This window comes from Photobacterium sp. GB-210 (assembly GCF_003026075.1).
Classification (GTDB): Bacteria; Pseudomonadota; Gammaproteobacteria; order Enterobacterales; family Vibrionaceae; genus Photobacterium.
Genome location: NZ_PYNU01000005.1, coordinates 126760 through 138736 on the forward strand (window position 1 = coordinate 126760; position 11977 = coordinate 138736).

The 11977-nt window shown below is 38.5% G+C and carries 14 protein-coding genes; 4 read left to right on the forward strand and 10 right to left on the reverse strand.

Going from position 1 to position 11977, the window contains the following annotated elements:
* Positions 1-10: 10 nt before the first annotated feature.
* Positions 11-877 carry a DUF2974 domain-containing protein gene (locus C9J38_RS09775; RefSeq protein WP_107206913.1) on the reverse strand — a complete coding sequence of 289 codons (867 nt, stop codon included), beginning with the start codon at positions 875-877 and terminating at the stop codon, positions 11-13.
* A 330-nt stretch (positions 878-1207) separates the two neighbouring features.
* Here C9J38_RS09775 and C9J38_RS09780 point away from each other — a divergent pair, with 330 nt between their 5' ends.
* Positions 1208-2905, forward strand: coding sequence for an SgrR family transcriptional regulator (locus tag C9J38_RS09780; protein ID WP_107206914.1), 1698 nt, complete (start codon positions 1208-1210; stop codon positions 2903-2905).
* A gap of 65 nt (positions 2906-2970) precedes the next feature.
* Here the strand turns inward: C9J38_RS09780 and C9J38_RS09785 are convergent, their stop codons facing one another.
* The 6 genes from C9J38_RS09785 to ltaE form a co-directional block, all read right to left on the reverse strand.
* Entirely contained in the window at positions 2971-3189 is a 219-nt protein-coding gene (locus tag C9J38_RS09785; protein WP_005364730.1) for a helix-turn-helix transcriptional regulator, read from the reverse strand.
* Between the two features lie 9 nt (positions 3190-3198).
* Positions 3199-3750: a DUF2975 domain-containing protein gene (locus tag C9J38_RS09790; protein WP_107206915.1), complete on the reverse strand. Its 552-nt coding sequence runs from the start codon at positions 3748-3750 to the stop codon at positions 3199-3201.
* 213 nt (positions 3751-3963) lie between these two features.
* Positions 3964-4425, reverse strand: coding sequence for a hypothetical protein (locus tag C9J38_RS09795; protein WP_107206916.1), 462 nt, complete (start codon positions 4423-4425; stop codon positions 3964-3966).
* Entirely contained in the window at positions 4422-5384 is a 963-nt protein-coding gene (locus tag C9J38_RS09800; RefSeq protein ID WP_107206917.1) for an ABC transporter ATP-binding protein, read from the reverse strand. Before C9J38_RS09800 ends, C9J38_RS09795 begins: the two co-directional genes overlap by 4 nt.
* Positions 5384-6226: an ABC transporter ATP-binding protein gene (locus C9J38_RS09805; RefSeq protein ID WP_107206918.1), complete on the reverse strand. Its 843-nt coding sequence runs from the start codon at positions 6224-6226 to the stop codon at positions 5384-5386. Before C9J38_RS09805 ends, C9J38_RS09800 begins: the two co-directional genes overlap by 1 nt.
* 281 nt (positions 6227-6507) lie before the next feature.
* Entirely contained in the window at positions 6508-7515 is a 1008-nt protein-coding gene (ltaE, locus tag C9J38_RS09810) for a low-specificity L-threonine aldolase (RefSeq protein ID WP_107206919.1), read from the reverse strand.
* Positions 7516-7760: 245 nt separating this feature from the next.
* Here ltaE and C9J38_RS09815 point away from each other — a divergent pair, with 245 nt between their 5' ends.
* Complete coding sequence (locus tag C9J38_RS09815) at positions 7761-8054, forward strand: hypothetical protein (RefSeq protein ID WP_107206920.1); 294 nt, start codon at positions 7761-7763, stop codon at positions 8052-8054.
* A gap of 92 nt (positions 8055-8146) precedes the next feature.
* Here C9J38_RS09815 and C9J38_RS09820 read toward each other — a convergent pair whose 3' ends face one another.
* The 3 genes from C9J38_RS09820 to C9J38_RS09830 are packed head-to-tail and all read right to left on the reverse strand — an operon-like array spanning position 8147 to position 10372.
* Complete coding sequence (locus C9J38_RS09820) at positions 8147-9484, reverse strand: sensor histidine kinase (RefSeq protein WP_107206921.1); 1338 nt, start codon at positions 9482-9484, stop codon at positions 8147-8149.
* Positions 9474-10133 carry a response regulator transcription factor gene (locus C9J38_RS09825; RefSeq protein ID WP_107206922.1) on the reverse strand — a complete coding sequence of 220 codons (660 nt, stop codon included), beginning with the start codon at positions 10131-10133 and terminating at the stop codon, positions 9474-9476. Before C9J38_RS09825 ends, C9J38_RS09820 begins: the two co-directional genes overlap by 11 nt.
* On the reverse strand, positions 10130-10372 hold the full coding sequence (locus tag C9J38_RS09830) for a PepSY domain-containing protein (protein ID WP_233217632.1): 243 nt from the start codon (positions 10370-10372) through the stop codon (positions 10130-10132). Before C9J38_RS09830 ends, C9J38_RS09825 begins: the two co-directional genes overlap by 4 nt.
* A 352-nt stretch (positions 10373-10724) precedes the next feature.
* Between C9J38_RS09830 and C9J38_RS09835 the strand changes: the two genes are divergently transcribed.
* The gene (locus C9J38_RS09835; protein ID WP_107206924.1) at positions 10725-11051 is read left to right on the forward strand and encodes a peptidylprolyl isomerase; all 327 of its coding nucleotides are present in this window, start codon (positions 10725-10727) and stop codon (positions 11049-11051) included.
* Positions 11052-11276: 225 nt separating this feature from the next.
* Entirely contained in the window at positions 11277-11939 is a 663-nt protein-coding gene (locus C9J38_RS09840) for a tellurite resistance TerB family protein (protein ID WP_107206925.1), read from the forward strand.
* The last annotated feature ends 38 nt before the right edge of the window (positions 11940-11977 follow it).

Sequence of the window (11977 nt, forward strand, 5' to 3'; positions counted from 1 at the left end):
TGACGTTGGATCAGCGCTTATCAAAAAAGTCTTTATTACGAATATACTTTTGCATGAAGTGATAACTAAAAGGGCGCATGATCCAACTTATTATTGATCGTGATAATCGTATGATGGTGGGAATGTTTTGATATATTTTACCGTTGTGCAACCAGAGCATTTGCCCAACGTGCCAATGCATAAAAGGAATCGCGGGCAGAAAGGTGACAATATCTAGATCACAACAGATACGGTAGGTTTGTTGATGCAATGGGTAGTGTTTTTTAAAACTCCAAAACCCTGTTGCTGGCTGCCCAAAAGTGACTACACGCTTTATTGCATTTGGATAATATTGGTGTAAGTAGTCAGCACTGAGTACCGCCATTGCACCACCAGACGAGTGACCAGTTAAGCTAATGTGCTTACCGGATTCAATTAAGGGTTTTATTACGGCTTGGATCTGTTTAATGATTTCGTTGTAGTTCGATTGATTGCGGTGTGAGGTTAAATATGATGCTTGAAAGATATCGAGCTTTTGGCTATCGCTTAAATCTGGATGACATTGATGAAAAGCATAGTTACGTTTTATGCTTTTTTGATGTATTAGATAATGGTAACCCCAATGAACGTAATATGGCTTAGGTTGTGATTCGATTTTTTTCGGGAAACATGCAAGGTTGAGTAGCCAATCCCATATGTTTTGCGACCCTTTAAAGACTAAGACGACTTCTTTACTCTCGCCCCATAAAATACGAATAATAGTGCGTCCCCAGCGATCGACAATTTCTTCTCTGCCCTCAGGTAAAAAACCATATTGGGTATGATCAAAATCATCAGGGTAAGCCAGCTGACATAAAATCGCATATTGTTCATATTGATAGCGTTTTAGTTTATTCATCGTATTCTTTTTTTAGTTAACTTATCACCAGCATAAACACGGTATTTATCAATCTAATGACAATAAAAGAATACAGGGAAAGTCCAACCTAACACGTTCTGTATTAGGTCGGACTTAAATTAATGAGCACTCAGGGTAAATAAACTCTTTTGGGGGAAAGAGCCTAAGTTAATGTTCATTAAGCTACAAATGGCTTTGTAGACTCATCAATATTTCAATAGGTATCACACTGTAAGTAGAGCAAAACCTGTTTTCATATCGACTGTTATATTTTTACGCTAAAATGAGGAAGTTAAAAGAGAACAATATAGGGAATAAGGTTTCCTCTTTATGAGCGGTCAACGATTAAAATTGCAATTCCAGCGTTTGTACAACCATTACTCAGGTAGGAATACTGAGACTAATCTTCATGATATTTCAGAGGTTTTATTTTGTACGCGTCGTAATGTGCGCATGGTCATCAATAAGATGGTCGATAAAGGCTGGATCGATTGGCAACCTGCCGTTGGGCGCGGAAAGCAATCACGCTTAATATTTAATAGCACTGACAGTGAGTTACAATTTATGCAAGCGCGTAAGTTAGTGACTGATGGCAAACTAGAAACAGCCTTGTCTGTGTTAGATAATAATGCTGAAAAACTGGTGCAATTGATTCATGAGCAATTGGGTATTTCGCATGTTCATGGTAGGCAAATTGTGCGACTACCTTATTACCGTAGCTTCGGTAATCTTAATCCTCTCAAGCCGCTTCGCCGCTCTGAACAACACCTTGTTAGACAAATTTTCAGTGGATTAACCCAATTTAATGAGGAAAAAGGGGAAGTTGAATCTGATATTGCTCATGCTTGGGAAATGATCTCGGTAAGACATTGGCGTTTTCATATTCGTCCAGCAATCCGTTTTCATGATGGGCGGTTACTTGAAAGCGATGATATTATTCAAACGTTTAAGGAAGTGAAACAGCAAGCATTGTTTAAGCATATTGATGATGTTATTTCGCCCTTTGCTAATACGATAGATGTGTATTTAAAACGGGATGATTTTCACCTTCCTGCTTTACTCGCGAATATCAGTGCTGTTATTCAGCCTGCAAAGGATCATCGTCGCTCTGATGCAACCGCATTTCCTGTCGGTACGGGGCCTTATAAAGTCACGATTAATGATAAGCAGCGTTTAAAACTTGAAGCATTTGATATGTATTTTGGTTTTCGTGCCTTAACAGACGTGGTCGAAATTTGGATTTTAACGGGTTTTTCTGCTTGTTATTTAAAGCCATCACTAGAGTTAGCGCAGACACAAAGTGCAACGGTATCTAATAAGTTAAGTTTAGATCAAGGCTGTAATTACTTATTATTAAATAGAAATAAAGGCTTAGCTCAACAAAAAGTTTGGTTAGATTATTTTCAATCTCGTTTAAACAGCTTGAGTATTATGCGTCATTTAGATCTTAATAAAGTCTCTAACTTTAAGATGATTAATGCCTATGGCTTATTACCAGGATGGGTTTGTGCAACGGATTACCCACACGATATTGTTGTGCCAACGACTAAACGCTCTGTGACACTGGCCTATCAACAAGAACATCCTATTTATCCTTATATGGCTGAATTGATAGCTGAAATATTAGCGAATGACGGTATTACGCTTAAAGTGATTGAAATTGCTTTTGAAGAGATAATGCAAGGCAAACAAGCCGATAAAATAGATCTCTGGTTAAATGGCATGAGCCTTGGGAGTGATAGAGCCGATGCGATATTGCCGTGGTTATATAACTTTGAACAAATTGAACGCGCTATGCCACCTCAAGCATTCACGCAACTTGAGATCCTCATAGATAATTGGCGGATGAATATTACGCCTGAATTTCCATTAGAAGAGATTCAGAACTTATTGGTCAATTCAGGCCAAGTATTACCCTTATTCCACGCGTGGTTAGGTGTTGATGGTAACGGTGAATTGGAAGGGATGGCGTCTAATCAATTAGGTTGGTTTGATTTTAAATCGGTGTGGGTAAAACCAAGACACTAAGTGATGCCATTACGTTTTGAAATGAAAATCACAAGTAGGCGTTAAATAACGCCTACTTATATTATTTAATTATCGTTGTGATTTTCTTCAAATTCGAGAATATCACCAGGTTGGCATTCAAGTAATTCACATAACTTATCTAAGGTTGAAAAGCGTACTGCCTTCGCTTTACCGTTTTTAAGAATAGATAAGTTTGCCTCTGTCATCTCCATAGCTTGAGCCAATGCTTTTAATCGCATTTTGCGTTTAGCCATCATGACATCTAAGTTAATACGTATTGTCATCGTCGGCTCTTAAATGGTTAAGTTTTGTTCATCCGCAAGAATATAAGCTTCTTTCATTACCCATGAAATTATCAATACGATTAGTCCCATAATAATGGTGATAAAATCTATACCCAAAAAACTAATAGCGATCATTCTCTGTCCTGGTGGATTATTGAAGCTAAGTATGAGCGTCATAATTGGTTGATAGAATATTGAGCCACCGACCCAATAAAATATGCTATAGCCAAGTTTTTGATAAATAGTTGCATTTTCTAAGGTAAAGATATTGTTATTTTCATAATTACGGAAGAGTTTAATTAACTTTGTTAAAGCATACATGATAATTGAGCAATAAATGAGGCTAGCTAACGTTGCGATGAGTCTTGTTGTGAGTGTTAATGGCACTTGAGTAATGTTGTGTAAATCATCATACGATGTTTGTACTATTCCAGTGTTCGTTAAATAGGCATATGGCGTATCAATGGTTAGCCAAAAATAGCAAACTAATATAGGTGTTAAAACGAAAAATAGTTGAAACAGTAAACGAGCTCTTTTACTTTGCTTTTGGATATTAGACATGTATTACCTCTTAAGTTGATGAGGCAAGGATAGAGACTAAACTAGAGATAAGCAATAAAAAATTATCGTTTTACGATAATTTTTTTGTTTAAATATTTGTGGGTAAAAAGTATTGTTGACTGTAATGTCTTGATAGATAAAGAAAAAAAGAGCAATATTCACTTTTCTAGGTGAAAAGTGAATATATACTCGTTTTTAGGTTCCGGATGGGATTTAATTTTTTGCCGAATATTTTAAATTCAAATGCTGCTGTGATTCCATAAAAGCGACATGTAGGTTAATGAGTTGGACACTTTCTTGCTGCCATTGAGGATCGGTTTGATGTTGGCAAAACTCCACCATAGCAACAATGATTCGATCTAGCTTTTTTAAGCTCCAACGCTTTAGCTCTGCGCTATAACTGGCATCACATACCACGGCTTGAAGTTTGGCATAAGAAAGTTGAATGTAACCAAATGCCTGCTCGTTATAGCCTTGATGTTGATAATATTTAGTTAAGCGAAAACACGCATCTAGCCAGTAGGCTAAAGCTTCACTGCCAGTCTCATTGTCTAATTCATCCATCATGCTGCTAGGCGTTTGCTGAATGAGAGTAACCAACTCTGAAAAATCATGGTTATGGTTGGGTTGGTACCACCCTTTAACTGATTCTAACCAGCAGTGAAGTGTCATCATGCGATTTTTTCCTCTTTAAGTGCGTTGACTTCTGATTCATCCCAGTTTGCTACAAAGTGATTGTCAGCAACTTGGCGATGTCCTGAAACAGACTTCAAACTTATTGCACGGATCTTATCGGCGCTCTGTGAATAATCGGGTTCTGAATTCACGAGTTTATTAAAGGGTAGATCAGGATCGGGCACTGCAGAGATTAATAATTTAGTATAAGGGTGCTGTGGGTTACGTAAAATAGAGCGAGTGTCTCCCCATTCAACAATACGACCACGGTACATTACTGCGGTTTCTTCTGCGATATAATGTGCAGTAGCTAAGTCATGAGTAATGTATAAAAAGCCAATACCAATTTTATCTTTCATTTCTTTCATTAGGTTCAACACACCTAATCGAATAGAAACATCAAGCATTGAGGTGGGTTCATCGGCGAGGATGATTTCAGCACCCACACCAATTGCGCGCGCTAGGTTCACACGTTGACGTTGACCACCACTGAGCTGATGGGGGTATTTATCAAGATCTTCAATCGGTAACTCAACCAATTCCATTAGTTCATTTAAACGCTGCTCTATTGCGTCTTTACCCTTCACTTGTTTATGAATTAACAGTGGGCGAGTAAGGTGATGGCGAATAGTATGAGTGGGATTTAACGATCCAAAAGGGTCTTGGAATACCATTTGGACTTTACCGCGATAATTCAATACATCTTTACGTTTACGAATAGTATCGACATTATCGCCTTTAAATAAAATTTCACCTTCCGTTACGCCGTGAACTTTAGTAATGAGCTTTGCACAGGTACTTTTACCACAGCCGGATTCACCAACAAGAGCTAAAGTGCGCCCCTTATAGAGCTTAAAGCTGATATTATCGAGAGCACGAAAGATTTCAGTCGAACCAAAACCACCGCCAGCAGTGAACTCTTTCACCACATTATTTAATTCAATAATTGGTTGTTCCATTACGATATTTCCTCTGCTGAGATAGAAACGTGTGGGGCGTCTTCATGAATGTTAGGGAATGATGCCCATAACTTTTGGGTGTATGGGTGTTGAGGATTGTTACGTATTTCACGTGCTTGATTGACTTCAACAATTTCACCGTATCGCATTACGGCAATGCGATCACAAAGTTGACTCATAAGCGCAAGATCGTGAGTAATAAATAACACAGAGAAATCGAATTCTTTACGTAGTTGATATATTTGCTGCAAAATCTCACGTTGAACAACAACATCAAGCGCCGTGGTTGGTTCGTCCATAACAATGAGTTTTGGGTTGAGGCATAGCGCTATCGCAATAACGAGCCTTTGACGCATACCACCACTAAATTGGTGTGGATACTCGGATAAACGTTCGCGAGGGATATTAACCAGATCTAACAGCTTTTCGGCACGTTCTTTTGCTTGTTCATTGCTGTAGCCAAGGTGGTGGCGCATTACATCAGCAAATTGCTCTTGAATAGGGAGTACGGGATTTAATGAGTTCATTGCACTTTGGAATACCATTGCAATGTCTTTCCAGCGAACAACGCCCATTTGTTGTTCAGTTAATGCGATAAGGTTTGTACCGTTGTATTCAATACTGCCTTTTGTGATAAGTGCTGGCGGCTTGTGTAAGCGATTAATAGCAAAAGCGATAGTACTTTTACCACATCCCGACTCACCCGCTAAGCCGAATATTTCACTTTTACCTATATCAAAATTTACTGATTTTACGGCTTTAAAGTCGCCATTGTCTGTAATGTAGGTGACTTCGAGATCACGTACTTTCAGTATTGGGTCTGAATGAAACGCTTGTTCCATGATGCTCTCCCTGCAAAAATAAAACTACATGATAATGAAAGTGATTATCATTAATATTTAAACAAATTAAAGGAGCAAGAAGAGGGTTGCAAAGGTTCAAGTTAAAGAAAGTGAGGCAGGTATCAAAAAATCATGTAAAAGTTGAGTGTCGCAAAAATATATACCACAAGAGTAATTATTATTTGTGAAAAGATTCCATATGGCAGCAATAACAGAGATAAAAAAGAAAAGCCCACACAAGATCACATTGTAATTTTGTGTGGGGGGGGGGAGGTGAAAGATCAAACAGCGGCTTTTAATGCAGAGATAAAAATATCAATATCGTCTTTTGTAATGTCTAAATGAGTGACAAATCGCAATGGGTTTCCAGTTGAGATCAAAATGTTTTGTGCTTTTAATGTGGTCGCCAATTGGGTTTGATCTATCTTACTATCGACTTTTGCAAATAAGATATTTGTTTGTACGTGACTCGTGTTTACTTCAAAACCATTCACTGTATTTAATTGTTCCGCTAAGTATTTAGCATTGGAATGGTCATCGACTAAACGACCTGTATTTTCAGTCAGTGCAATTTTACCCGCAGCGGCAATGATTCCTGCTTGGCGCATGCCGCCACCAAGAACCTTACGCCAGCGACGGGCTCTGGCTATTAGTGCTTGATCACCCAGTAATAGTGACCCAATTGGCGCACCTAAACCTTTTGATAAACAAATGGTGAAAGAATCAAAATATTGAACAATTTCTGTAATATCGACATTAAGTGCGGTGGCTGCGTTATAAACACGCGCCCCATCAAGGTGAAGTTTTAGGTTATGTTGTTCAACAAATTCACGCGCTTGTTGAAGGTAGGTGAGCGGTAACACTTTACCATTGATGGTGTTCTCGAGGCTTAAAAGTGTTGTGCGGGCAAAATGAGGATCGTCTGGTTTAATTGCAGCTATCAATTTTTCGAAAGGAAGTGTGCCATCATCGGCATTTTCTATCGGTTGAGGTTGGATCGAACCTAAAACGGCTGCACCGCCGCCTTCGAATTTATAATTATGTGCCTGTTGGCCACATAAATATTCATCTCCACGTTCACAGTGTGCCATTAATGCCAGTAAATTAGCTTGAGTGCCAGAACTACAAAAAAGTGCGGCTTCAAATCCATGGCGTTCCGCTGCAAAAAGCTCTAAATCATTAACGGTTGGATCGTCGCTATAAACATCGTCACCCACAAGTGCTTGGGACATCGCTTGACGCATTGCGGGAGAAGGGCGAGTTACCGTATCTGAACGAAAATCTATCATTTATTATCAACTTCCTATTCTGTTTTATTCACTATATCACTGTGTACTATTTGGTTTCTATAGTCGTAGATCCTTGTTATTAAGCATATGATGACACTATGTTTAAAACAGAATATTTGATAGTTATATTAATGCGGCATTCGCATAAAACATGTTCTGTAAAGCATCTACACTTTAATAGTTGGTTGTTTATTATGCAATTATTGAAGAGACTCTGAGTACGGCCACACTAGGAGGATGATGTGATGTTAGTGGAACAACGTGATTTTACCTTACTTGGTAAAGTTCAGCGGCATGCTCATATTAGCGTAATCCCAACGGGTAAGTTACGCGTTAATATTCTTGAGGATAATGCAGAGCAAGAAGCTGAATTCTCGCAATTATGGTTTAGCAAGACCGGAACAAAAACATTATTAGTCTGCCGAGTTGAATCAAAAGTCAATTGGCAACTAGATCTTAGAAACCAAGATGCGAAAGAGCTCGAACACCTTATTGAATCGGCGCAAGAAGATTATGAAATCTTAATGCGTGATTTATAACTATCATCAATCTTGTTGAATGGTTTGGTGGGGTAATTTGTGATTTTGCGATATGAGTGTGTTTAACCCTGCTAGTAACTAGCAGGGTTTTTTCAGTTTCTAGGTTTAGGTAAAATGAGGCTTGCTTTCAAACCGCCGCGCTGGCTTTTGCTTAAAATTAAATCACCACGATAGCTATGCGCTAGTTCATTCACGATGTTTAATCCAAGCCCTGTTCCAGGGGTATTTTCATCTAACCGCACTCCACGGTGAAGTACTTGCTTGCATTTTTCTTCTGCAATACCAATGCCGTCATCTTCAATGACAAGGGTAATTTGACCTGATTGGTTCGACTCTTGGTAGACGCGAATCAAAGAGTTAGCCCATTTATAGCTGTTTTCGATTAAGTTACCGATCATTTCATCAAGATCACGGCTTTCTACTGCAACCATCACACTGCTATCAAGCTCGTTAACTAAGATCAGCTCTCGATTTGCGTAGACTTTATCCATGGCTAAGGAGATCGCATCCACTCGACTAGAAACGGCGGTTTTTGCCGCTAGGATATTCACAGCGCCAGCCATACGAGCACGACCTAAATGATAATCGATGTGCTGTTGTAACTGCTGGAGAGCGGGTACTAGCTTGGCTTTTGTTGGTTCATCGAGTAACGCGACTTCATTATTCAAAATAGCGATGGGTGTTTTAAGTGCGTGAGATAAATTCCCTGAATGATTACGTGCACGTAATAGTAGCTCTTGATAGTGGAAGAGTAAGGCGTTTAAATCATCAATAACCGGTTGTATTTCAACAGGATATAATCCAGTTAGTTCTGTAGAATGTCCTTCTCGCACTAGCTTTAAATTTCGACGCAATTTACGTAGAGGCCACAGTGACCAGCTGACTTGTAGCGTGGTAAGTGTGAGAATACCAATTGCCATAATGGTTAAAATTAACCATAAACCTCGCGTTAGTTGTTGCAAGGTCTTGAGTAATCGATCCTGATTGACGGCAACGGATAGTTCTACTGGATAATCACTATCAGGCAGTAGGAATTTACGTTTAACCACGATTAAGGATTGTTTATTAGGACCTTCAAAACCCTCTTCGCTATTCCCTGAAATGGTGGTGTCCCATAACGAGCGTGAACGTAGATGTTGTTTGTTGAGTTTGAGTGACCAATACAAACCGCTATAAGGGGAGTTAAATCGCGGGTTTGATAATCGACCATCAAGAAATACACGACCATGCGCATCAATATCGACAAGCGCTGTAATTTGATCAAGGTATAAATAAAGCTGGGTTTTTTCTTGGTCAATAAGGTAGCTTTTAATAAAGCTTGGCACAAGATAACCAGCCGTGAGTGTGATCGCTAATAGCCATATTGCAGAAGCGCTTAATAGGCGATTACGAATACTTGGCTGGCCTTTTTTCCGCATATTAATTCGCATTAATCCGATATCCAAGACCGCGAACTGTTTTTATTACATCATTGCCAATTTTTCGACGTATACGACCAATGAAGACTTCAATTGTGTTGGAATCACGATCAAAATCTTGCTTATAGATATGTTCCACTAATTCTGTACGTGAAATAACCTTATCAGTGTTATGCATAAGATAAGATAACACTTTGAATTCAAGTGCTGTAAGATCAATGAGTTGACCTTCCCAAGTCACCTTGGAAGTACGTGTATCAAGGCTTAAATTACCAGCTTGAATAACAGGAGAGGCATTACCTGTAGAACGGCGAAGTTGCGCTCTAACACGAGCGACTAATTCCACCATCTGAAAGGGTTTGGTTAGATAATCATCAGCGCCTGCATTTAAGCCATCGACACGTTGTGTGAGTTCATTACGTGCACTTAAAATAACGACAGGGCAGTTTACATTTTCTTCACGAATACCTTTTAATACGGTAATACCATCAAGTTTAGGAAGACCCAAATCTAAAACAATAGCATCCCAAGGTTCTGATGTTGCACGATAGAGGGCATCAATACCATCACAAGAAAGCTCTGCCACCCAACCGCTTTGTTCTAAACCAGCGATAATTTGTTCGCCTAAAGTTACTTCGTCTTCTACGACAAGAATTTTCATTTTGGAGCCCTGATGACATTTTCTAAATGTCGTCCTTTGATATTTAACATTTGTAAAGATTGAGCTTGATATTCAACTTTTATTATATTGTTTTGATTATCAATAAGCTTTAGTTCATAGATCCACTCACCATTGTCTTCGTTGAGCTCTACTTTAATTATACGTGCTGATAACTGTTGAGAGACTTTATGTTGAAGGGCTGAATAAGGCTTGATTAATCCTTTCTCGACAGCTGTCATTACATCATCGTGATGCTCTTCATCGTGGGTTATCGGCGTTGCTAATGCACAGAAAGTCAACGATCCGAGAAGCCCGACTATATATAAATATCTATGACGTATTTTCATATTTATAATTGTAACGTAACAACCATGAATGGAAAGTGAATGAGACGATTATGATAACGTGTGTAATGGTCATAAGTCGTTAAATTTTTAAGCTTTTATTCGAAAATTATGATCCCGTTATAGTAGAATAAGTATTGCATGAATGGTGTTTTTAAATTTTATTCAAATTTAGTGAATAGCTTGCTAGTTTACGGCATTTATCGCAAAATTGCGCAATAAAAAGTAATGAAATAGGTAACCCACGATGGCTTCTAGCGCACACGCACTTCATATTTTAGTGAAACACAAAGAATTGGCTGATGATATTCTAGAACAGCTTAAAAAGGGTGCAAAGTTTCAAGATCTTGCTAAGAAACACTCAACGTGCCCGTCGGGTAAAAAAGGGGGAGATCTTGGTGAGTTCCGTAAAGGTGCAATGGTGCCGCAGTTTGATAAAGCGGTCTTTTCTGGTAAAGCAATCAGTACCAGTGAAGCGTTAAAAAAGAAAAATAATAACTTACGCGGATTAATTCCAGAACCTGTAAAGACTAAGTTTGGTTGGCATGTGATTAAAGTTCTTTATACCGTTTAATCTATTTATTGAACCAGATTGAATTTATATTAACGCTCTTATTTTAGAGCGTTTTTTTATGCTTAATAGATACATAATAATATTATTAATGGTATCTATTGGTTGTTATTATTCAATTGTCTATGTGAATAAAGTGGCTAATTTACATTGATTTACGCTTTAAAGCTGTTTAATTAATCTGTTTTTCCATAGTATTAATATATGCCCTTTTTATGGAGAATGACGATGAAAGGTTTATTCGATCAGCTAATAAATCAAGCTAGTAATTATATGGATAAGGGAAAAACCACATCTAGTTCAAGTACCTCTGATTTATTAAAAGGAGCGACAGCCGGTGGGGTTGTTGGTGCATTATTAGGCAATAAGAAAAGTCGTAAATTAGCCAAAAAATATGGTGGTAAAGCTGCCTTAGTTGGTGGTACTGCTGTGATTGGCACGGTCGCTTATCAGGCTTATAAGAAATGGTCGCAAGAGTCATCACATGCTTCTAATATGGCAATGGACTCACAGCAAGCGATTTCCCCAAATACCCAATTAAGAACAAACCAAGACTTGTTAGTTCAAGCTATGATTTTTGCAGCAAAAGCTGATGGTCATATTGACGAGCAAGAAAAAACAGCGATAGCACAATGGATGATTGAAAATGGGATCAGCCATGATGTTGAAACTGTGATTGTTCGTTGGCTAAATGCACCGTTAGATCCCCAAGTCATTGCGGCGCAAGTTAGTGGCTTAGAGCAAGCTTCTGAAGTTTATTTAGTTACATTATTGGCTATTGATGTCGATCATTTCTTAGAGCGTGCTTATCTTGACGCATTAGCCCAAGCATTAAAACTGCCAGTAGGCTTAGTTCAGCGAATAGAAGAACAAGCAAATGTTATGTCGTGATTGATTTAACACAGCGAAGATAGGGGCTAATTAAATAT

Bases quoted from the DNA above. Each gene is read 5' to 3' on its own strand.
- C9J38_RS09835 (WP_107206924.1), top strand. From the start codon at position 10,725: ATGGCTTCTAGCGCACACGCACTTCATATTTTAGTGAAACACAAAGAA.
- C9J38_RS09800 (WP_107206917.1), bottom strand. From the start codon at position 5,384: ATGGAACAACCAATTATTGAATTAAATAATGTGGTGAAAGAGTTCACT.
- ltaE (WP_107206919.1), bottom strand. From the start codon at position 7,515: ATGATAGATTTTCGTTCAGATACGGTAACTCGCCCTTCTCCCGCAATG.
- C9J38_RS09795 (WP_107206916.1), bottom strand. From the start codon at position 4,425: ATGATGACACTTCACTGCTGGTTAGAATCAGTTAAAGGGTGGTACCAA.
- C9J38_RS09825 (WP_107206922.1), bottom strand. From the start codon at position 10,133: ATGAAAATTCTTGTCGTAGAAGACGAAGTAACTTTAGGCGAACAAATT.
- C9J38_RS09780 (WP_107206914.1), top strand. From the start codon at position 1,208: ATGAGCGGTCAACGATTAAAATTGCAATTCCAGCGTTTGTACAACCAT.
- C9J38_RS09785 (WP_005364730.1), bottom strand. From the start codon at position 3,189: ATGACAATACGTATTAACTTAGATGTCATGATGGCTAAACGCAAAATG.
- C9J38_RS09790 (WP_107206915.1), bottom strand. From the start codon at position 3,750: ATGTCTAATATCCAAAAGCAAAGTAAAAGAGCTCGTTTACTGTTTCAA.
- C9J38_RS09805 (WP_107206918.1), bottom strand. From the start codon at position 6,226: ATGGAACAAGCGTTTCATTCAGACCCAATACTGAAAGTACGTGATCTC.
- C9J38_RS09775 (WP_107206913.1), bottom strand. From the start codon at position 877: ATGAATAAACTAAAACGCTATCAATATGAACAATATGCGATTTTATGT.
- C9J38_RS09830 (WP_233217632.1), bottom strand. From the start codon at position 10,372: ATGACAGCTGTCGAGAAAGGATTAATCAAGCCTTATTCAGCCCTTCAA.
- C9J38_RS09815 (WP_107206920.1), top strand. From the start codon at position 7,761: ATGTTAGTGGAACAACGTGATTTTACCTTACTTGGTAAAGTTCAGCGG.
- C9J38_RS09820 (WP_107206921.1), bottom strand. From the start codon at position 9,484: ATGCGAATTAATATGCGGAAAAAAGGCCAGCCAAGTATTCGTAATCGC.
- C9J38_RS09840 (WP_107206925.1), top strand. From the start codon at position 11,277: ATGAAAGGTTTATTCGATCAGCTAATAAATCAAGCTAGTAATTATATG.